Origin of the sequence: Endozoicomonas sp. OPT23, assembly GCF_009653635.1 — a bacterium.
Classification (GTDB): Bacteria; Pseudomonadota; Gammaproteobacteria; order Pseudomonadales; family Endozoicomonadaceae; genus Endozoicomonas_A.
In genome coordinates this window covers 400,824-422,817 of the sequence record NZ_PPFD01000007.1, presented here as the reverse complement: position 1 = coordinate 422,817, position 21,994 = coordinate 400,824, and the positions used below count along the sequence as shown (strand labels likewise).

Sequence of the window (21,994 nt, the reverse complement as noted above, 5' to 3'; positions counted from 1 at the left end):
GCCTTAGGCCATTCTCTCGATTAACCCATAGCCTCGATTAAGCCAGAGCTTTTACTAAGACATCGCATTTACTAAGGCATAGCTTTTACTAAGCCATAGTCTCGACGCGAATGCGGGTAACCGGTGTCTGTACATCATCGAGACTTTCAATAGCGGTCAGAGCCTGATTAACCACGGCTTCCTGAGTGCTCTGGGTCAGAATAACGATGTCAGCAAAACCATCGCTTTCACGAGCCGCTTTCTGAGTCATAGCATCAATATTAATGCCTTTATCAGACAGAATGCGGGTAATGGCATTCATTACGCCGGGATGGTCGTCTGCATGAATACGCAGGTAAACGGGAGAGTGAGTCTCGTCAATAGACAGAACCTGCGTATCTTTCAGGCTCGAAGAACCAAAGCCCAAAGGTTGAGGTGCTGTAGCTGGAGCATTGATTGCTCTGGCAATATCAACAATATCTGCAATCACAGAAGACGCGGTTGGTTCCGCACCGGCACCTGGACCCACCTGCATGGTTTCGCCCACGGCATCGGCATTGATAACAACTGCATTCAGTACGCCATTGATATTGGCCATTGGCCGACTTGCAGGAATCAGGGTTGGGTGCACACGCAGTTCAACGCCGTTGTCTGCCTGACGGGCAATACCCAGGTGTTTGATGCGATAGCCCAGTTCCTCGGCGTATTGAATATCGGCAGGGGTTACCTTGCTGATGCCCTCGGTATAAGCCTTGTTGAACTGCAGGGGAATACCAAAGGCAATGGACGCCATAATGGTCAGCTTATGGCAGGCATCGATGCCTTCAACGTCAAAGGTTGGGTCCGCTTCCGCGTAACCCAGTTCCTGAGCTTCTTTCAGAACGTCTTCGAATGGACGATTCTTATCGCCCATTTCGGTCAGAATAAAGTTGCCAGTACCGTTTATAATGCCAGCCAGCCAGTTCACGCTGTTACCAGACAAACCTTCACGCAGACACTTGATTACCGGAATACCACCGGCAACAGCCGCTTCATAGGCGACAATTACATTTTTATCGTGAGCGGCCTGAAAAATCTCGTTACCGTGCTCGGCAATCAAAGCCTTGTTAGCAGTTACAATATGCTTGCCATTTTCGATAGCGGTAAGGATCAGCTCTTTGGCAACGTCGTAGCCACCAATGGTTTCGACCAGAATATCGACTTCAGGATCACGGGCTACATCAAAAATATCGCGAGATACTTTTGTGCTACCAGTGTTGCAGGCAGGGTTGTCTCTGCGGGCACCAATATGTTCAATAATAATCGGGCGTCCGGTGCGAGCAGCAATACTTTCTGCATTGCGAGTCAGTACGTTGAATGTACCGCTGCCGACGGTACCCAGGCCACATATTCCTACTTTGACCGGTTTCAAGCTGTTATCCCCCGGGAGCTTCTAAGCCCGTTGATTGGTTTTGGCGTCACTGAAGCAGTGAGCGCTTCTGAATTATTGTTACTTGTTTTACCCATAACGCTTTGAAGGTTTATCAACCTGAAATATCAGGTTGAAGCTTCATGCGCCCATGGCTGGTGGGTGCTGTGATGCGGATTATAGCCATAAATACGTACGTAGAACAATGAAGCCAGTATTTGCAGGATATTTTGTCAGGTAGGTGATTCCCGGGACATTTTTTGTGCTCGTTCAACTAACCAAGTATTACATGATGTAAGGAGCAATGTGTGATGTTATGGCAAATGGGTCAGTTGCCTATAACAGGAGAGATGATCCAGTACAGTATTCAACGCAGCTCTTGTCTTTTCCAGACTTCCTCTGATTTCTTTGCCAATAATTTCGGCAGGTCTTTTTTCTATTGTTTCACTTAACCGGAGGTACTTTTCTGATAGATAGTCAATTTTTTTTATAATCTCCTCCATTTTGAGTGTGGAGCTTTTCGATGTACTGGAAAGTTTAATACTTTGTTCCAGTTCACCCAGTTGTTCATCCAGATTTACACTGATGCCTATTACTTGATTTCTTAATTCCAGGTAGCATGTTTCATCTCCTGAATAGTCGAGCAAATATTCAATTGAACGGCTGACCTTTTTTAAACCAAGCATTCCTTTTTCGATAAATTCATGCATTTCTTCTGAGCTGAATTCTGGGTGCTGCTGATGTGTATAGCTGGCAATAGTTTTACCCGCATAAGTCATCAGGGACTTACACCCAGAGTATAAACCGCCAGCAGCACCGATAAGAACTCCGACCAACATAATGTTACTGCTGATTTCAGTATGAGGATCCTGTAATAGGCCTTGTGTACGGTTCCTGGTCCAGGATTGCATCCGATCGCTCACCGTGTCATCGAGCTCGTAGGGTTTATTGGTCATGGCTATAAAGCCGTTTGCGATTCCTCCATATTTTGTCATTTGGTCATTATTGAAGTGGCTGAGCCAGTGGCCACCCTGTTCTGCCGACTGATAGATATCCTGAACAAAATCCACACAATTATGGGTGATCGGGTTGTAGTAGCAACGTTCGTCTCCTGTTGTACACCAATCTAAATATTGACTGAATTTCTCATGAGCATTATCAGCTTGTTCATTGGTAAGTGATATTCTGACAAGCGGCCAGCCGCCATCTTCAGCTTCAGCCCGGTAAGATTCTTTTTCAATGCGACCTTCGCCGGTTACTAATGATGTAGTAGAGGCAGGGTAGAAACCAGCCGTTATGCGAGAGTTGTCTGTTTTGGTTAGTTCAAAGGATGCATGTCCGTCATAGATGTACATCTCCAGTCGAGCTTCTGATCGAGGTACTGTCTGTTTTGGATGAGGGGGAATATGCCGTGAGCTCGTATCTGCTGGAATCGATGTAATAGCCCGAGCGTGTTTGAATGACTGTAGATACGTCTTTGTTGCTTCTTCAGTAGGGATTTGCTTTGGTAAATCACACCGCTCAATTTTGTGGCCTCCATGATACTTGGCAGTTGATGCCTTTTCCGTCAACGGTTGATTATCTACAGAAGGTCCTGATTGATGAGGTGTTGTTCCAATCGTAAGTTTTGGCATAAATATGTGTAAGTCAAGGCGTCGAATTTTAAGTGTAGATCATTGAAAAGGGAGAACTCCGACTGTGCTCTGAACCTTTGAGATAGCAGGGTGTTTACTAATGGTAAGAAAAACTTTAAGGAAAAATGAGGGGTTTGCAGCAAGAAAGTCTTCAGCGGGCTGTTATAGAGTTCAATGGTTTCTGAACCGTATATAGTATTTGGTAAGTTCTTTAAATTATTGGCATCATTTTTCTTATTCTTTCGCCCTGTCTTATCATGTGACTCTTGTTCGCTTTTTCCTGTTCCATTCAATCGGCCTTCAGTGCAAATAAAACTCAGAGGGAGGCTCAGAACAGGAAGATGTTTAAAATAGCCAGATTGCTCAACATCCAATTAGCGCATCATGTTAGTGCAGTCTAGAGTAGTTAAGGCTCTCATGTTGCTAATCTGAATTGAGGTTTATATTTAACAATTAAAGTTGTATCGATGTATTTTAGAAAAATAATTATTGCCTTCTGGTTCAAAGATAACTCTGAAATCTTTGAAGATGAGCTTTCGTACGACTCTAAACGTCAGGATCAAGCATGAATCATTGTCAGGTATGACTGTTTTCCGGTTTGCAGTTGAACTGTTTTTCAGCAATCTGAACTTTGATCCGTACCTTCAGTCTTATTCAGACATTGCCATACAAGGTGGTATTAATAAATATGAATAAACAATCGCTATTGAAAATTAAAATAATAACTTCATTCGTTCTTTCATTATTTCTCTTCAGCACATCAGTGTTTGCAGAAGAGTGTTCTGACTCACGTCTTCTATCCGATGATTTTGATAAACCTGATTGTTGGCACCAGGAAAAAAGTATCAAGCTTTTGGAAACAAGAGAAGGGTATCAAATATCTGAAAACCTTGTGGAGCGGCGAAAAAGCGAGGGTGAACAGTTTTCCATGCCGGAGCTGGAGGCTGTTGTGTCAAATATGTTGAATATTGTTAAGAAAATGTCCCTCTACAGTCATATTAACAATGAAGAACAGTCTGTCTTGTCAACAGTGGAAAAACGACTGCTGGAGCAAAAAGAGAGAGGTTTCCCTTACAGAGCGACCGTTGAACTTTTGGTTAAAGCGAATATTGTTAGAGATTATATTTACAATCGATTGCTTGAAATCCCCTCACGAAAAGGAATCATTGACGGTTCATTGAAAAGAATGAAAGTGACCTTACGCTTGGAAGAGCACTTTTCTCCAAAGCAATATCTTGAAGTTAATGGCGTGCAGTATGCTCCAAACTTGACTGCAATCTACTATTTTGACAGCTTCACTGTATCTGAAATTATGGATATCAACCTGAATCCTTCTACGGTAGAAGAGTCGAGCCGCTGGTATGAACGTCTTCCGTATGAACTTTGGAATCTGCATCTAGCACTTGAGCAGCAGATTGTATTTATCCCTACATTCGATAACCCCCCTCCTGAGTTCTATATTCATGCAGCACTCTACCCTGTTTTTCCTCTTCGCCTGGGGCATTCAGTTATAAATTCTATTGGAAAGCATAACTATTCTACAGGCGCTCTGTTATTACTCGATGTTTACTCTGCAAGTATAAAAACTGGATCCTGTCGGCTCGAGATTAAAATGACGGGTGAACTTGTATATTGTCACGGGAAAAATAAGTCGCGTATTTTAACGTTCAGTGATCCAGAGAGAAATAAAATCATACTCGATAGCATTTTCAGCAGTGTCAGGTACGCGAAAAATGAGCAATACGTTCCACCTGCCTTTAATGAAGAAAAAATATTCAGTGATGCGCTGACTTTGTTTGTATCATCCTCGTTGGATAAACAATCTGCTGTCGATATGACACAAGCAGGAGTCGGAGAGGTAGTCTTGTCGGCATTCGATGCAGTGAACTCACCCCAGAAAGAAACAGTCAGTGAGCGGGGGGGCATTGTATCGAGATTGTATATTGCTTGCGCAGCTCAATGGGTTGAAGAGGTGAGTAAGAGCCTCGTTGATTCCGGGTATCAAGCTTTACCAGGAGATGTTCTGGAAGATATATATAGACGGGTGACCATAAAGTTCGGATTAAAAACGGCAGCAGGTAATTTTCCGAGTTTATTTACACCTGATGATCAATAAAGCATCTTCAGGTTATATGCTCATATGTTGCAACTGAACAAGGACGTTAGTCACTACTGAAAGTCTGTTGGATTGCCTGAGAGCGGGCTTTCGAATGAATTTAAAAACAACAAAAACGATTATGAATCACTGTCAGGTTTGACAGTGATTCAACGTGCAATTGGACTGCTTTACAATAGTTTGAATTTTGATCTGTACCATCAGTCTTATTCAGACGGCATTACATAAGATGGTATTAATAAATATGAAAAAATACTCGATATTGAAAATTAAAATAACAATTTCTTTTGTTCTTTTACTATTTTCTTTCAGCACAACAGTGTTTTCAGAAATGTTTTCAGAAGCGTGTTCTGACTCACATCCTCTATCCGGTGATCTCAGTAATCCTGGTTGTTGGTATCAGGAAAAAAGTATCAAGACTCTGGAAACAAGAGAAGGGTATCAGCTATCTAAAGATCTTGTGGAACGGCGAAAAAATGAGGGTGAGCAGTTTTCCATGCCGGAGCTGGAAGCTGTAGTGTCAAATATGCTGGATATTGTGAAGAAAATGTCCGGCTACAGTAATATTAATTATGAAGAACAAACTGTTTTGTCAGCAGTAGAAAAACGGCTGCTGGAGCAAAGAGAGAGAGGCTTCCCTTATAGAGCGACCATTGAGCTTTTGGTTAAAGCGAATATTGCCAGAGATTATATTTATAATCGATTGCTTGAAATCCCTTCACGAGAAGGGATTGCTGAAAGTTCATTGAAAAAAATGAAAGTGACTTCGCGCAGGGAAGAACACTTTTCTCCCAAGCCATATCTTGAAGTCAATAGGGTACACTATGCTCCGAACCTGACTGCAATCTACTATTTTGACAGCTTTGCTCTATCTGAAATTCTGGATATCAACCTGGATCCTTCTACATCAGAAGAGCTGAGTTACTGGTATGAGCGTTTACCGTATGAGCTTTGGAATCTGCATTTGGCTCTTGAACAGCAGCTTGTATTTATTCCTACGTTCGGTAACCCACCTCTCGAGTTCTATATCCATACCAGACCTTACCCTGTTTTTGTTCTGCGCCTGGGAAGTACAGCTATTAACCCTATAGGAGAGGAGAACTATTCTACTGGAGCTCTGTTGTTAAACGATGTGTTCACTGCAAGTATAAAAATTGGTTCCTGCCGGCTTGAGAATAAAATAACGGGTGAATTTGAATGCTGTCTCAGAGGAAAGGGAGGGTTCAGTGCTCTAGCCTTCAATGATCCAGAGGGAAATAAAAAAATGCTGGATAGCGTATTCAGCAGTGTCAGGTACGCGAAACATGAGCGCTATGTCTTACCAACCTTTAGTGAAGAAAAAAAATTCAGTGATGCGCTGACTTTGTTTGTAGCATCCTCGTTGGAAAACCACTCTGCTGTTGATATGGCAAAAACAGAAGTAGGGGAATTAGTCTTATCGACATCATATGCAGTAAACGCGCTTCAGGAAAAAACAGCCAGTGAGCGGGGTAGCAGTGTATCGATACTGCACATTGCTTGCGCAGCTCAATGGGTTGAAGAAGTGAGTCAAAGCCTTGTTGACTCTGGGCATCAAGCCTTATCAAGAGATGTTCTGGAAAATATATATAGGCAGGTGACCATAAAGTATGGACTAAAAGCGGAGGCAAGTAAGTTCCCAAATTTATTCGTACCGGATGAACAATAAAATACGATCAGAGTTAATATTCATATGGCTGCAACGGTGCAACAGTGCTAGCCACTATTGAGGTTCCGTCAGCAGCTCAAGAAAAGCTTTGGCGGCATTGGAAAGCGTCCGCTCCCGGTGAGTAATGTGACCCAACATACGAACCGGTGGGCGGCAAAGAGTATCAAGCTCCACAAGATCATCTCCCAGCATAGATTTTGGCAGAATGGTCCAGGCTAATCCGATGGATGCCAGCATTCGTATAGTCTCCAGATAGTTCGACGACATGGCGGTATGCAGTTCCAAGCCTTCCTGTTCAAAAAGTTCCTTAACCAGTGTGTAAGTGAAGGTGTTGGAGCCTGGCAATATTGCCTGATGCTTGCTCAGCTGTTTTGTCGTGATGGACTTTTTGCCAGCAAGCGGGTGATCGTTAGCTGCCATAAATACCAGGGGGTCCTCCCAGATCAGCTCAGCATTAAACTTCTCTCTTTCTTCTGGTGAAAGAGTAATAACTCCCAGTTCAATCTCACCATGATGAATCATTTCGTAAGCGGCTTCGGAATCGACAAAGTGAATATCCAGTCGAACCTGTGGATAACGTCGTGAATACTCTTTCAGAATCGTCGGCAGTTTTCGCAAACCAATATGGTGGCTGGTGGCCATAGAGAGCGAACCTTTGACCTGTGTCCTTAAGTTGTTAATTTCTTGTCGTGTATCCTTCATTAAGGACAACATTTCTCTGGCTTTGGGTAACAGGATTCTGCCCGGCTCACTGAGACTGACCTGTCGGCCAATACGGTCGAACAGCTGGCTGTCCAGTTGTGACTCCAGAGTGGCTATGCGTTTGCTGACAGCAGGCTGAGTTAGATGCAGCCGTTCTGCGGCCAGAGAAAAGGAGCCGGTTTCAGCAACGGCCAGAAACGCATTGAGGCTGGGAATGTCCATAAATCAGGGAGCTCGAACAATAATTGAGAGAATGTATTCCTAATTGTTATTAATAGCATAAAAAAGATGAATTTGAGTAATTCGATGTTCAGCGCTAGGATGCAGCATATAGACAGTAGAGCAATCAGAAGAGCACTGAAAGGTTTGAGATAGAGCCTCTGAATGACTCTCGAGAAAGAATAAAAAATAGCCAGAGGCTGATCACAGCCCTGAGCAAAAACTTTCAATAGCAGCCTTGAGCAGGTGCTTTGAAAGACGCCGCAGTTGATGAGGGATTAACGGAATGGCAGGCAAGACTCTTTACGACAAGTTGTGGGATAACCACCTTGTTCAACAGCGTGATGACGGTTCAGCATTGATCTATATCGACCGTCAGCTACTCCATGAAGTGACTTCCCCACAGGCTTTTGAAGGCCTGCGACTGGCTGGGCGACAGCCATGGCGTATCGATGCCAATCTCGCGACACCAGACCACAATGTACCGACCACCAGTAATGAACGTGAGTCAGGCATTGAAGGTATTGAAGATCCCATCTCAAAGATTCAGGTAAAAACACTGGATGATAACTGCAATGACTTCGGCATTGTTCAGTTTGATATGCAGGACAAGCGACAGGGTATTGTACACGTCGTTGGTCCGGAGCAGGGCGCAACCCTACCGGGTATGACGGTTGTATGTGGTGATTCTCACACATCTACCCATGGTGCTTTTGGCGCACTGGCGCACGGTATTGGCACGTCAGAAGTTGAGCATGTGATGGCGACCCAGTGTCTGGTTGCCAAGAAAATGAAAAACCTGCTGGTGCGTGTTGATGGCAAGCTGGGTCTTGGCGTAACACCTAAAGACGTTGTACTTGCCATTATCGGCAAGATTGGCACCGCTGGCGGTAACGGCTGTGCGCTTGAATTTGGTGGTCAGGTGTTCCGTGATATGACCATGGAAGGCCGCATGACGGTCTGCAATATGGCCATTGAAGCCGGTGCCCGTGCTGGCATGGTAGCGGTCGATCAGACCACTCTTGATTACGTAAAAGGTCGTCCTTTTGCGCCTCAGGCTGATCTCTGGGAGAAGGCTGTAGCCGCATGGTCTGACCTGCATTCCGACGATGATGCCGTATTTGATGAAGTGGTTGTGCTGAACGGTGAAGAGATCAAGCCGCAAGTAACATGGGGTACTTCTCCGGAAATGGTCTTGCCGATAGACGCTCATGTGCCAACACCTGCCGATGGTGTTGATGAAACCCAGCAGGAAGGTTATGCCCGCGCGCTGGAATATATGGGGTTGAATGGCGGTCAACCGATTACCGATATTCCTGTGGATCGTGTCTTTATCGGTTCCTGCACCAACTCCCGTATTGAAGACCTGCGTGAAGCGGCATCTGTCGTTAAAGGTCGCAAGGTCGCTGACTCTGTTAAAGAAGCGCTGGTGGTTCCCGGTTCCGGCTTGGTGAAAGAGCAGGCAGAAGCAGAGGGTCTGCACGACATATTTATTGCTGCAGGCCTGCAATGGCGTGAACCAGGTTGCTCCATGTGTCTGGCGATGAACGCTGACAAGCTGGGTAATGGCGAACACTGTGCTTCCACTTCAAACCGTAACTTTGAAGGTCGTCAGGGCTTTGGTGGTCGAACTCATCTGGTGAGTCCGGCGATGGCAGCCGCTGCAGCGGTGAAAGGCCACTTTGTTGATGTTCGGGAAATGATGGCAGGAGCGCAATAATGAGAGCATTTACTGTACATACCGGTTTGGTCGCTCCATTGGATCGTGCCAATGTCGACACCGACATGATCATTCCCAAGCAGTTTCTGAAATCCATCAAACGCAGTGGCTTTGGCCCGAACCTGTTTGATGAACTGCGCTATCTGGACGAAGGACAGCCAGGTCAGGACTGTTCAAACCGTCCCCTGAATAAAGAGTTTGTATTGAATCAGGCTCGTTATAAAGGCGCTTCCGTATTACTGGCTCGACAGAATTTTGGTTGTGGTTCCAGTCGAGAACACGCTCCCTGGGCATTGGACGATTTTGGCTTTCGTTGTGTGGTTGCGCCAAGCTTTGCAGATATTTTCTACAACAACTGTTTCAAGAACGGTATTTTGCCCATCACTCTGTCTGAAGCAGAAGTGGATCAGCTGTTTAACGAAGTTGAAACTGAGCAGGGTTATCAGCTGACCGTTGACCTCGAAAAAGAAGTGATTACTTCGCCATCAGGTAAAGAGCTGAAGTTCTCTATTGATGATTTCAGACGTCACTGTCTGGTTAATGGTCTGGACGATATTGGTCTGACACTGCAGAACGCAGATGCGATCAAAGAGTTTGAAAAAGGCCATAAAGCCAGCAGCCCATGGCTGTTTGGTGCGGTTCAGTAAAAAAATAAAAGACTAAGTACACGGACGCATGACGATTAAATATTCGATTACAAGTGTCCGTACACTTAAATAAACAGAGGTAAAGGGAAGTGAGCAAACAGATTTTATGCCTGCCAGGCGACGGTATCGGTCCTGAGATTATTACTGAAGCACTGAAGGTTCTGGATGTTATCAAACAGAAGTTCAATCTCGATATTGAAATCAGTGAAGGTCTGGTGGGTGGAGCTTCCCTTGATGCCCATGGCGTGCCTCTGACCGATGAAGTGCTGGCCGTTGCCAGGAAATCTGATGGTATTTTATTTGGAGCTGTGGGTGGTCCTAAGTGGGACGACCAGCCAATGATGAACCGTCCAGAACGTGGCCTGTTAAAACTGCGCTCGGAAATGGGACTGTTCGCTAATCTGCGTCCCGCCATGCTGTTTCCTCAGCTGGCTGAAGCTTCCAGTCTGAAGCATGAGCTGGTGGCCGGTCTGGATATACTGATTGTTCGTGAGCTGACTGGAGGCATCTATTTCGGTGAGCCGCGAGGCGTTCGTACGCTGGAAAATGGTGAGCGTGAAGGTTACAACTCCTACGTTTACCGTGAATCTGAAATCAAGCGTATTGCTAAGGTGGCTTTTGAAGCCGCTCAGAAACGTGGTGGTCAACTGACGTCTGTTGATAAATCCAACGTTTTGGAAGTAACGGCTCTCTGGCGTGAGCTGGTTACTGAAATGGGTGCGAAGGATTACTCCGATGTTGAACTCAGTCATATGTATGTAGATAACGCAGCCATGCAGCTGGTTCGTGCGCCAAAGCAGTTCGACGTACTTGTGACCGGTAATATGTTCGGAGACATTCTCAGTGACTGCGCGGCGATGCTGACTGGTTCCATTGGTATGCTGCCATCGGCGTCTTTGAACGAAGCAAATCAGGGTATGTATGAGCCGGTCCACGGTTCTGCACCGGATATTGCCGGCGAAGGTAAAGCAAATCCGCTGGCACAGATTCTCTCTCTGGCTATGTTGCTGCGTTACTCTCTGGCTGAAATTGAAGCGGCGGATGCTATCGAAAAGGCGGTCAGTGATGTGCTGGATCAGGGGTTGCGAACCGGCGATATTGCGTCCGAAGGTTGCACATTAGTCAATACGTCTGACATGGGTGATGCCGTAGTAAGAAGTCTTCAGGCATAAGGAAAGGTAAGATGAAAAAAGTAGGTTTTGTCGGTTGGCGCGGAATGGTGGGTTCTGTGCTGATGGAAAGAATGCGTGAAGAGAACGATTTTGCTGGCATTGATCCGGTGTTCTTCACTACCTCACAGCATGGTCAGCCGGGTCCTGATGTTGGCAGACCGGTTAATCCTTTGCAGGATGCTTTTTCTGTCGAATCACTGGCAGAGATGGACATCGTTATTTCCTGTCAGGGTGGCGATTACACCAAGAAAGTCATTGGTCCTCTGCGTGAAAGTGGCTGGAACGGCTACTGGGTGGATGCAGCGTCTTCACTGCGAATGAATGACGACAGTGTGATTGTTCTGGATCCGGTCAATCGTGAAGTGATTGACCAGGCTATAGCCAACGGAACCAAAAACTTTATCGGTGGTAACTGTACCGTCAGTCTGATGTTGATGGCGATTGGTGGCCTGTATCGTGAAGGGCTGGTGGAATGGGTCAGTGCCATGACCTATCAGGCAGCCTCCGGTTCCGGTGCACGTAACATGCGTGAACTGATCACCCAGATGGGTGTGATTCGTGACAATGTTGCCGAAGAACTGGCTGATCCGGCCAGTGCCATTCTGAATATTGATCGTAAGACGTCTGATCTGCTGCGCAGCTCTGATCTGCCACAAAGCGAGTTTGGCGTACCGCTGGCAGGCAGTCTGATTCCTTACATCGACAGCCAACTGGAAAACGGCCAGAGTCGTGAAGAGTGGAAGGCTGAAGTTGAGTCCAACAAGATTCTTGGTCTGTCAGGCGACGATGTAGTGCCAGTTGATGGTGTCTGTGTTCGTGTTGGTGCCATGCGCTGTCACAGTCAGGCGCTGACCATCAAACTGAAGAAAGACATTCCTCTGGCAGAGATCGAACGTATCATTGGTAGCTCCAGTGACTGGACTCAGTTTGTTGCTAACGATCGTGATGCCAGCATGAATGATCTGACACCTGCGGCAGTGACCGGCAAACTGACCGTACCTGTAGGTCGTGTTCGCAAGCTGAGCATGGGGCCTGAGTATATCTCTGCCTTTACTGTCGGAGACCAGTTGCTTTGGGGTGCTGCTGAACCTCTGCGTCGTATGTTGACCATTCTGGTTTAAGTTTTAAAGCTTTCTGAGGGTGGCTTTGCTGCCCTCATTGCTTTTTAGCAAAATCCTTATCGTTGCTCAGAATCATATAGGCAATGCTCGATTTGTCCTTTATATCTTCTGGCGATTCAATCAACCGATAGTGCTTGAGCAGCATGGCTGTTTTGATCTCATTGGATGCGTAGGTTGTGAGAGCTTCAGTCAGGTTTCTTCCTTCTCTTGAGCGAAGACGGGTAAGGTCTCTGTTCGGGTGTTCATCTATATAATCTTGCATCAGTAAATGAACGGCTTCCATTTTCTTTTGTTCGATAGCGAAGAACAGTATTTCACCTTCCTCTTTTTTATCTGTGTCGTAGACATCTAAACCAAGTGTTTCAAGCACAACCAATAGTTCCAGTTCCCCAATAAATGAAAGGTGGTTGCCTTCATTAAGTAGTATTTCGAGAGATTTTGGTGATACAGCTAACGGTATGTCTTGTATCTCTTCATCAGATGCTGCTGCCAGAGATATTGCCAGGGCAATAGCTGGTAGAAGAGTGTGAAGCAAAGTGCGGCTGGGATTCATAGAAAAGTCCTTAATAATTCTATTCCTGAGACTATTGGATGCCGTATTTGCCTGGGAGTTCCTGATTGGACTTGTCTTACTGAAAATTATTTAAACAAATGTTTGAAACCAGTTATAGTTCTACTCATTAATAACAATAAGCTGTATGACAATGATCTCTGACGAACAAATGAAATCAGCCGCCTCGCTGTTTCTCGGGGCGATACCGCACTGTCGTATATTGGGCATGTATGTTGAGGAAGTTGAAAGTGGCAGTGTTATCGTTAACATGCCCTTTTCTGAAGACCTCGAGGCCAACCCTGGCAGTGGTATTATTCATTCAGGCTCTATTACAACCTTGATGGACTCCACTTGTGGTATGGCGGCCTGTATGTCTGTTGAAGGGTTTGAAACCTGCCCGACTCTGGATCTTCGGCTGGACTATCTGGGGCTGCCTGATCCCTTCGAGCCAGTCAGGTGTGCAGCAGAAGCTTATCAGGTGACTCAGTCGATTATCTTTACTCGTGGTATCTGCTACCAGAGTGACAGGGATAAACCTTTTGCTCATGGGGTGGGTACTTTTATGAGAATGGGCAAAAAGCTGAGTGATCTGGCAAAAGAGATGGGGTTGTGACTGTGACGAAAATATTGCCGAAATTTAAAAACTCCCTGTTGGAAGCCAGATCAACCAAAGACTACAGTCAACTGACCGAGCTGATTCCCTACGCCCGTAAAATAGGTATGAAATGCCAGTCATTAGGGGACGATGCGCTGTTCATTCTGCCGGCCAATGATGAAAATATTGGTAACCCGGTTTTACCAGCCGTTCATGGTGGTGTCATTGGTGGGTTTATGGAAATGTCCGCCGCCATGCATCTGATGCTGTTTATGGATGAGCCCAAGGTACCCAAAGTTATCGATTTTTCTCTGGATTATCTACGCAGTGCCAAGATTAAGGATACCTATGCCGAGTGTCGTGTGGTGCGTCAGGGAAGTAGAATTGCCAATGTCATGATCACGGCTTGGCAGAGTAAGCGGGATACGCCGGTAGCCATGGCCAGGGTTCATTTTCGTCTTGAGAGTGATTGATCTGTTTTCTAAATAAATGCCTGCTCAGTGAAGGAAGGAAGTCGCTGTAGAGTACTTTCTCCCTCTACTGAGTTCAGTGCTTTCAGGTGATATAAAAGTATTCCCCTTTTATTTTCCCCGCTGTTCCTGCTACATTTCGCCGATTAAGTTCATTTCTGTTCTGACGTTTACTGTCAGGGCTGTCAAAGATCGGATCTCCTATGTTTCAAACCTGTGATATTGCCGTATTGGATGCTGCTTCTCTGGCGGGTGAAAATCTGCTGAGAAGTCTGGAAGAAAGTGTCATTGAAACCGGTGTTCTCTATCCGTTGAGTGCGGAGCTGGAAGAGGGTGCTGTGATTGAGTTTCAGGCGACAGAGTTTGATGTTCTGAACGTTGAAACATTTAACTTTGCTGATGCCACTCTGTTCTTTGTTCCGGCTGGCAGCAAGATTGATGCTGAAATCCTGAACCGGGCCAGAGATGCTGGCTGTATGGTTATTAATGGTGGCAAGTCTGATGCCAGCCTGGTACTGCCTGGCTTGAATGAAGAGTTGCTGGGTGATGCGGTTGAGTTGCGTGAAGTTGCAATTCCGTCCAGTGCTGCAGGCTTGTTATTGAAGTTGTTGAAGCCGGTTCAGGAGTCTGCGGGCATTGACTCGGTGAATATTGTTGCTTCCATGTCGGTCTCTTCTGCAGGTCAGAAAGCCGTTGAAGAGCTGCGTAAACAGACCATTGACCTGCTCAGTGGCAAGCCAGTCAGCAGTGATTTCTTCCCGCAACGGGCTGCATTCAACCTGATTCCTCAGGTAGGAAGCCTTGAAGTGAATGGCAGTACTGACACTGAAGCTGCGATTGCTGAAGAATTGATGGCCGGGTTGGGCAGTGAAGATCTGCGTGTCAGCGCCACTTGCGTGACAGCACCGGTGTTCTTCGGTGACAGTCTGGCTGTGCATCTTGATCTGGATAAGCCGGTGGAAGCGGCTGCTTTTTCCAGAATGATCATTACTGCAGATAAAGTTGAAGTATTGCCACCAGAAGAGCTGCCAACGATTGAAACTGCAGCCGGCGCTGACCAGATTCAGGTAGGTCGAATCCGTCAAAATCCACATCATGCAGATCAATTAAGCTTCTGGTTGGCAGCCGATGGTGTGAGGTCCAACGCAAATAATGCAGTTGCTGTGGCAGAGATATTGCTAAAAGACTTTTTAAAATGCTAATTTAGTTGAGATAGTGTAAATTCTGAAGACAATAGGGGTAACTCCCTGAAAAACAGCAATTTCAGACGCTCTTCAGAGCAGGCGTACGTCACCTTTTTTGTGCGCCTGAACAGACCTGCTTAAAACTGTTTTATTATTAAAAAGAGCAGTTTATACACTTTTTGTGAAATGCGACGACCTATATAAGACAGGCATTTCATATTTGAAGGCGACAGCGGACAGTCACTGTTAAGGCTGATCGGGGCAGACTGTAGAACTTATTACCGGGCGGGTTGCTGGTACGCGCTGAACACAAGGATTCATAATGAGACTGCAAAAACTTGTAGCAGCCATGGCAATGGCAGGAGCGTTGGGCTCCGGTTATGTCAATGCGCTGGGGCTGGGTGAAGTACGCCTGAACTCAGCGCTGAATCAACCTCTGGATGCCGAGATTGAGCTGCTTCAGGTTAGAGAGCTGACCCGCAACGAAATTCTTCCCAATATGGCGGCCCCTACCGACTTTAAGAGGGCAGGCCTGGATCGCCCCTTCATTCTTAGCGGAATGAAATTCAAAACGGTACTAAGGACTGACGGCACTGGTTTTATTCATGTCACCAGTAGTCAGGTGATCCGTGAGCCATTCCTGAACTTTCTGTTGGAAGTCCACTGGCCAAGCGGTCGATTGTTGCGTGAATACACTATGTTGCTGGACCCACCGGCATTCAGCGAGCAGCCTGCGGCTCCGGTAAAACCTGCCAGTGCTTCAAACTACAATGGTGGTCTGCCATCACAGCAGAGAAGCACTAACCCGTTTGACCAGCGTTCAGGTAATCAACCTCCTCAGCCTCAGTCTTATCAACCGGTTCAATCTCAAGCTGCACAACCTGTCAGCTCTCCGAGTGGTGCTGTACAGGCAGGACAGCCAGAGAACTACCAGGTCAAGGCTAACGATAATCTCTGGAATATTGCCCGTTCAGTGCGCCCGTCTTCTGATCTGAGTGTTCAGCAGACCATGGTCGCTTTGCAGCGCAAGAATCCTGATGCTTTTATCAAAGGCAATATTAATCGCCTGAAAAAAGGTCAGGTGTTAAGAACACCAACCCGTGATGAAATCAATCAGATTTCCTTCCAGGAGGCTGTCGGTGAGGTTGCCCGCCAGCAGCGCGAATGGCAGACCAGACTCGAACAGCTGGATGCAACCCGAAGAACCTCTGCGGATACGGGCGCTTCTGGTGGCAAGAGTGATGGCAAACTGTCCATTGTTTCCAGTGAGCAGAGTTCCGGTTCTGGTCGTGATCTGGGTGGCGGCTCTGCTGATGCTGATGATTCTGGTTTACAGAATGAACTGGTAATGACTCGGGAGAAGCTGGACAAGCTGACCCGTGATAATGAAGAACTCAAGAGTCGGCTGAAAGATCTGGACGACCAGATCAGCACTCTGAAGCGGCTGATCAGTCTGAAAGACGATCAGCTGTCCGCTCTGCAGCAACAGCCAGGCACTGATACAGATGTTGCTGTTACGCCAGAACCGGTTCAGCCTGTTTCCGCAAAGGTTGAGCCAAAGCCTGCGCCCGTCATTACACCGCCTGCGCCGACACCGCAGCCAAGCTTTATTGACTTCCTTTTCTCTAACCCGTTATTCCTCGCTATCGCCGCTCTGATTCCACTGGGGCTGATTGGTGCTCTGTTGGTTTACAGACGTCGCAAGCAGGAAGCGGAAGAAGAGGATGAGCTTGAAGCCGCCATGCTGGAAGAGCCGGAACTGCCGGTTGATTCCCACGATGGCATGATTGAAGAAGAACTGGAGCTGGATGAAGAAGCTCTGGAAATAGATGAAGAGACTCTGCTGCAGGAAGAATTCGACGAAGAGCCTGCTGAAGAAACGGTCCAGCAGACTGATGATGCCATCAGTGAAGCGGATATCTACATCGCATACGGTCGATTCCCACAGGCAGCGGAACTGCTGGGTAATGCGATCGCTGCAGAACCTCAGCGAGCCGATCTGCGTTTGAAACTGCTGGAAGTTCACGCTGAAAATAACGATATCGACAACTTCAAGGTAGCTCTTGCGGGTGTTGAGCAGCTCGGTGATGACGATGCCATGAGGCAGGCGGATGCTTTCAAGGCGCGTTTCCCTGTTGAGATGTTTGCTGGCGCGGCTACAGCTGCAGTGGCCGCTGGTGCAGCTATTGCCAGTGAGCCGGAGCCCAGTTTCGATATTGATGATTCTCTGACGATTGATAGTGATGACGATGATCTGGGCAGTCTTGATTTTGACCTTGATGATCTCGATCTGGGTGAAGAGCCTGCTGAAGAAACAGCGCAACCTGCTCAGGAAGAAGACGGCTTAAGCTTCGATCTGGATAATCTGGACGACCTTGATCTGGATCTCGATCTGGATTTGGACGATCAGCCTGAAGCAGAAGCGCCTGTTACTCAGGAAACAGAGTCTGATGAACTGCCTGATCTTGGTGATCTCGACTTTGATGAGCCGGTTACTGCAGAAGAAGATAGCTTCGACCTGCCGGATCTGGATCTTGACTTCGATCTGGGTGAAGAACCTGAAGCAGAAACTGCTATCAGCTCGGATGAGAAGCCAGCGGCAAAGCCTGAACCGTCTGATGATGTATTGAGTTTTGAAGACGGCCTTCCAGATCTGGAAGCGGCGCTTGATGATGACCTGGACTTCCTGTCCGATGATGATGAAGCCGCTACCAAGCTGGATCTGGCTCGTGCCTATATCGATATGGGTGATAATGAAGGCGCCCGTGATATTCTTCAGGAAGTTCTGGAAGCGGGCACTGATGAACAGAAGCAGGAAGCTCAATCCCTGCTGGATCAGGCTCAGTAGTTAGCTGATAGCTAACTCGGTATGAAGGCGGCCTCGGTCGCCTTCTTTATTTCTGCTTGTCATTTTATGCCTTCCTGATACAGTCTTTCGCCTTTTCAAATATCAATATTTAAGGATCGAGTGATTCATGCCTCGTTTTGTTGCCAGTGTCCAATATGATGGTTCCCGTTATCATGGCTGGCAGAGCCTGAAGACAGGCCACCCCTCTGTTCAGGAAACTGTGGAAAAAGCGTTATCCAAGGTAGCCAATCATTCTGTCAGCGTGGTTTGTGCTGGAAGAACGGATGCCGGTGTCCATGGTTGTAATCAGATTATTCATTTCGACTCGGATGCCGAGCGCAGCAGTTATGGCTGGACTTTTGGTACTAACTCTGGCCTTCCGGATGATATTGCCCTGAACTGGGTGCAGCCTGTTTCTGATGATTTTCATGCCCGCTTTTCAGCGGAATGGCGTCGATATCGTTACGTGATACTTAATCGCCGAATTCGTCCGGCGCATCTTCCTAAAGGCGTGACCTATTACCATCGTCCACTGGATGTGGAGCTGATGAATATTGGAGGGCAGTACCTGATTGGTGAGCATGACTTTGATTCTTATCGTGCGGTTCAGTGTCAGGCCAAGCATGCGGTTCGTGAAATGCAGAAGCTGGAAGTCCATCGTCATGGCGATATGGTGATTATTGATATTCGTGCCAATGCCTTTTTGCATCACATGGTTCGGAATATTACTGGTGTCCTGCAGGAAGTGGGAAGCGGTCGTAAGCCGCCAATCTGGGTTAAGGAAGTGCTGGATGCCAGAGATAGATCAAAAGCGGGTGTCACGGCTAAGCCGCATGGCCTGTATTTCGTCGATGTAGGTTACCCAGAGCAGTTTGATCTGCCAAAAAGTGAACCTAACCCGTTTTTTGTTGCTGCTGCATTGCCCTGGTAATTCCGCCTGATACTGTCCTCAGAGGCTGAGACAAGCCTCTGAACTTTCTGTTACTATCCCCTGTCTACATTCGATAAACCGTTGCTTTAAGTACTCGGACATTTGAATTCGTATGTCCTTTCCCCGCCTACGGCGGGGAAAGGACAATCTAATATTCGACTACGTGTGTCTGCACACTTAGAGAGTAAATGTCCGTTTATCCGTAGAAGAAATTTGACTGTTCAAGTCCGTTATACATCCAGTAATGCCAGAAATAGGGAGTGGCATTTTTGAAGACTCGTACTGAAACTCGCATCAAGGTATGCGGAGTCACTTCTGTAGAAGAAGCCAGAGCTGCTGTTGCTGCCGGTGCTGATGCACTGGGCCTGGTATTCTACCCTGCCAGCCGTCGTTTTCTTACGGTGGAAAAAGCCCGTGAGATTGCCTTGTCCGTGCCACCATTTATAACGTTGGTTGGACTCTTTGTGGACGCTGGTGAACAGGAGATACAGGAGATTCTGGATCATGTTCCATTAGGTTTGTTGCAGTTCCATGGCAATGAAACCGACCAGGAGTGCGGACGATGGCGAAGGAGATATATGAAGGCGTTACGGATACGTCCGGACACGCCGGTCAGGAAGCTGGTAGACGCTTACCCGGGGGCCTGTGGCCTGCTGCTGGATACTTACCGAAAAGGTGTGCCAGGCGGAACCGGAGAAGCTTTTGACTGGCAGCTGACGCCAAAGGAACTGATTGCATCATTGGATAAGCCAATCGTTCTGGCCGGAGGTCTTACTCCTGATAACGTTTCTGAAGCTATTGAACAGGTGGCGCCATACGCTGTTGATGTCAGCAGTGGCGTAGAAAATTCACAGGGCGGAAAAGACCCTGAAAAGATGAGAGCCTTTATCCAGGCGGTAAAGAGCTGAGGCTGTAAAGCAATGACAAATACTCCCTTTGATTTCCAAAAACTGAAAGACCTGCCGGACGAAACCGGACACTTTGGCCGCTTTGGTGGTCGTTATGTGGCAGAGACCCTGATGGCGGTTCTGCAGGAGCTGGAAGAAACTTATAAAAAACTCTGGAATGATCCAGAGTTTCAGGCGGATTATGACCGGGATCTGGCTCATTTTGTCGGTCGTCCATCACCGCTTTATCACGCTGAAAGATGGTCTAAAGAGCTGGGCGGTGCCCAGATTTACCTGAAGCGTGAAGACCTGAACCACACTGGTGCACACAAGATCAACCATGCGATTGGTCAGGCTCTGCTGGCCAAGCATATGGGCAAGAAGCGTATTATTGCTGAAACCGGTGCCGGTCAGCACGGTGTGGCAACAGCGACTGTTGCTGCACGATTGGGACTGGAATGTATTGTTTATATGGGTGCCAAGGACGTTGAACGTCAGGCACTGAACGTATATCGCATGAAGCTTCTGGGCGCGACCGTTGTTCCGGTTGAAAGTGGTTCCCGTACCCTGAAAGATGCCATTAATGCGGCACTGCAGGACTGGGTAACCCAGCCGGAAGAGACTTTCTATATTCTCGGTACCGTTTGTGGTCCTCATCCTTATCCGGAAATGGTTCGTAACTTCCAGAGCATTATTGGCCGCGAAGCCCGCCGTCAGTGTCTGGAAATGACCAGCAAGCTACCGGACGCACTGGTGGCCTGTGTCGGTGGTGGTTCTAATGCCATGGGCTTGTTCTACGAATTTCTGTCTGATGAAAGCGTAAAAATCTACGGCGTTGAAGCGGGTGGTCACGGTGTTGAATCCGGTGAACATGCTGCACGTATGGCAGGTGAACGTCAGGGCGTATTTCAGGGGCAGCGCAGTTACCTGATGTGTGATGACGATGGCCAGATTACTGAAAGCTATTCAGTGTCTGCCGGTCTGGACTATCCGGGTGTTGGGCCTGAGCACAGCCATCTGCGTGCGGTTGGCCGAGCTGAATACCCTTACATTACCGATGATGAAGCATTGGCTGCCTTTAGAAAACTGACACTGATGGAAGGTATTATGCCTGCGCTCGAGAGCTCTCACGCTCTGGCTTATGCAGAGAAGCTGGCACCGACCATGGACAAGGATCAGATTATTATCATCAATCTGTCCGGTCGTGGTGACAAGGATATTCACACCGTTGCTGAAATCGACGGCCTGTCATTCTAAGGGAGAACAGTCATGAGAATTAAAACTTGTTTTGAACGACTGTCCTTGGAAGACAGAAAAGGTCTGATGCCTTATATCACTGCGGGTGATCCGCAAGTTAACAAGACCGCTGACGCCATGCATGCCATGGTGAAAAGCGGTGCCAACCTGATCGAACTGGGCTTTCCGTTCTCCGATCCGGTGGCCGATGGACCTGTGGTTGCAGCAGCTCATGAGCGGGCATTATCACAAGGTGTTACATTGAATGACGTTTTCTCAATAGTCACCGAGTTCCGTAAGACCGATAATACCACCCCAGTTGTTCTGATGGGCTACCTGAACCCGGTAGAAATCATGGGTTATCAGGTGTTTGCCGAGAAGGCAGCCAACGCAGGCGTTGATGGCGTATTGATTGTTGATCTGCCGGCCGAGTTTGCCGGAGAGCTGGTGGCTGAACTGAAGCCACGACAGATTGACATGATTTATCTGGTCACACCGACAACAACAGACGAGCGTATCAGCAAGATCTGTTCGGTGGCGTCGGGCTTTGTTTACTATGTCTCTGTAAAAGGAGTAACCGGGTCCCACAAACTGGATCTGGAAGGTATACAGGCCAGAGTGAATCATATTAAAGGCTTCACTGATTTGCCGGTAGGCGTTGGCTTTGGAATTAGAGACGGTGAGTCTGCTGCCGCCATTTCCACAGTTGCGGATGGTGTGATTGTAGGCTCGCTGCTGGTAGCCGAGTTGGCAAAGTATGCAGAGGAAGGTGAAGCCTGTATCGATCAGGTGGCCGGACATCTGACTGCTATGCGTACGGCTATGGATAAACAATAATTGTTTGCAGAAGGCTGCTCTCTTTAGGTCAGATCTTCTGCCTGAAGT

The 21,994-nt window shown here is 47.3% G+C and carries 18 protein-coding genes; 14 read left to right on the top strand and 4 right to left on the bottom strand.

From position 1 onward, the window contains the following. Positions 1-88: 88 nt before the first annotated feature. Positions 89-1,390 carry a homoserine dehydrogenase gene (locus EOPP23_RS18715; RefSeq protein ID WP_153767512.1) on the bottom strand — a complete coding sequence of 434 codons (1,302 nt, stop codon included), beginning with the start codon at positions 1,388-1,390 and terminating at the stop codon, positions 89-91. A gap of 311 nt (positions 1,391-1,701) precedes the next feature. Then, on the bottom strand, positions 1,702-3,021 hold the full coding sequence (locus EOPP23_RS18710) for a hypothetical protein (protein ID WP_153767511.1): 1,320 nt from the start codon (positions 3,019-3,021) through the stop codon (positions 1,702-1,704). Between the two features lie 688 nt (positions 3,022-3,709). Here EOPP23_RS18710 and EOPP23_RS18705 point away from each other — a divergent pair. Together EOPP23_RS18705 and EOPP23_RS18700 are read left to right on the top strand one after the other, a co-directional pair. Beyond that, positions 3,710-5,137, top strand: a complete 1,428-nt coding sequence (locus EOPP23_RS18705; protein ID WP_153767510.1) for a hypothetical protein — start codon at positions 3,710-3,712, stop codon at positions 5,135-5,137. Positions 5,138-5,381: 244 nt separating this feature from the next. After that, complete coding sequence (locus EOPP23_RS18700) at positions 5,382-6,824, top strand: hypothetical protein (protein ID WP_153767509.1); 1,443 nt, start codon at positions 5,382-5,384, stop codon at positions 6,822-6,824. A 54-nt stretch (positions 6,825-6,878) separates the two neighbouring features. On the opposite strand, the gene EOPP23_RS18695 is transcribed toward EOPP23_RS18700, so the two are convergent. Then, the gene (locus tag EOPP23_RS18695; protein WP_153767508.1) at positions 6,879-7,748 is read right to left on the bottom strand and encodes a LysR family transcriptional regulator; all 870 of its coding nucleotides are present in this window, start codon (positions 7,746-7,748) and stop codon (positions 6,879-6,881) included. A 283-nt stretch (positions 7,749-8,031) separates the two neighbouring features. On the opposite strand from EOPP23_RS18695, the gene leuC reads away from it, so the two are divergent. The 4 genes from leuC (at position 8,032) to asd (ending at position 12,405) form a co-directional block, all read left to right on the top strand. Beyond that, positions 8,032-9,465 (top strand): 3-isopropylmalate dehydratase large subunit, encoded by a 1,434-nt coding sequence (leuC, locus tag EOPP23_RS18690; protein WP_153767507.1) that lies wholly within the window; start codon positions 8,032-8,034, stop codon positions 9,463-9,465. Continuing rightward, complete coding sequence (gene leuD / locus EOPP23_RS18685) at positions 9,465-10,112, top strand: 3-isopropylmalate dehydratase small subunit (protein ID WP_153767506.1); 648 nt, start codon at positions 9,465-9,467, stop codon at positions 10,110-10,112. The genes leuC and leuD overlap by 1 nt, the downstream gene beginning before the upstream one ends. Positions 10,113-10,201: 89 nt before the next feature. Further along, a complete protein-coding gene (leuB, locus tag EOPP23_RS18680) occupies positions 10,202-11,284 on the top strand; it encodes a 3-isopropylmalate dehydrogenase (RefSeq protein WP_370514823.1) in 1,083 nt (360 codons plus the stop codon). Between the two features lie 11 nt (positions 11,285-11,295). Then, a complete protein-coding gene (asd, locus tag EOPP23_RS18675; protein WP_153767505.1) occupies positions 11,296-12,405 on the top strand; it encodes an aspartate-semialdehyde dehydrogenase in 1,110 nt (369 codons plus the stop codon). Positions 12,406-12,439: 34 nt separating this feature from the next. Here the strand turns inward: asd and EOPP23_RS18670 are convergent, their stop codons facing one another. Next, complete coding sequence (locus EOPP23_RS18670) at positions 12,440-12,958, bottom strand: hypothetical protein (RefSeq protein ID WP_153767504.1); 519 nt, start codon at positions 12,956-12,958, stop codon at positions 12,440-12,442. 169 nt (positions 12,959-13,127) lie between these two features. Between EOPP23_RS18670 and EOPP23_RS18665 the strand changes: the two genes are divergently transcribed. The 8 genes from EOPP23_RS18665 to trpA all read left to right on the top strand — a co-directional run bounded on the left by EOPP23_RS18665 (position 13,128) and on the right by trpA (position 21,946). Continuing rightward, the gene (locus EOPP23_RS18665) at positions 13,128-13,571 is read left to right on the top strand and encodes a PaaI family thioesterase (protein WP_153767503.1); all 444 of its coding nucleotides are present in this window, start codon (positions 13,128-13,130) and stop codon (positions 13,569-13,571) included. After that, positions 13,568-14,026 carry a PaaI family thioesterase gene (locus tag EOPP23_RS18660; RefSeq protein ID WP_370514822.1) on the top strand — a complete coding sequence of 153 codons (459 nt, stop codon included), beginning with the start codon at positions 13,568-13,570 and terminating at the stop codon, positions 14,024-14,026. The genes EOPP23_RS18665 and EOPP23_RS18660 overlap by 4 nt, the downstream gene beginning before the upstream one ends. 200 nt (positions 14,027-14,226) lie before the next feature. Continuing rightward, complete coding sequence (locus EOPP23_RS18655; RefSeq protein ID WP_153767502.1) at positions 14,227-15,225, top strand: Asd/ArgC dimerization domain-containing protein; 999 nt, start codon at positions 14,227-14,229, stop codon at positions 15,223-15,225. A gap of 304 nt (positions 15,226-15,529) precedes the next feature. Further along, on the top strand, positions 15,530-18,055 hold the full coding sequence (locus EOPP23_RS18650; protein ID WP_153767501.1) for a FimV/HubP family polar landmark protein: 2,526 nt from the start codon (positions 15,530-15,532) through the stop codon (positions 18,053-18,055). A 127-nt stretch (positions 18,056-18,182) separates the two neighbouring features. Then, positions 18,183-18,986 (top strand): tRNA pseudouridine(38-40) synthase TruA, encoded by an 804-nt coding sequence (gene truA / locus EOPP23_RS18645; RefSeq protein ID WP_153767500.1) that lies wholly within the window; start codon positions 18,183-18,185, stop codon positions 18,984-18,986. Positions 18,987-19,255: 269 nt separating this feature from the next. Then, the gene (locus tag EOPP23_RS18640) at positions 19,256-19,894 is read left to right on the top strand and encodes a phosphoribosylanthranilate isomerase (protein ID WP_153767591.1); all 639 of its coding nucleotides are present in this window, start codon (positions 19,256-19,258) and stop codon (positions 19,892-19,894) included. A gap of 12 nt (positions 19,895-19,906) precedes the next feature. After that, positions 19,907-21,130: a tryptophan synthase subunit beta gene (trpB, locus tag EOPP23_RS18635; protein ID WP_153767499.1), complete on the top strand. Its 1,224-nt coding sequence runs from the start codon at positions 19,907-19,909 to the stop codon at positions 21,128-21,130. Between the two features lie 12 nt (positions 21,131-21,142). Beyond that, entirely contained in the window at positions 21,143-21,946 is an 804-nt protein-coding gene (trpA, locus tag EOPP23_RS18630) for a tryptophan synthase subunit alpha (RefSeq protein ID WP_153767498.1), read from the top strand. Positions 21,947-21,994: the final 48 nt, after the last annotated feature.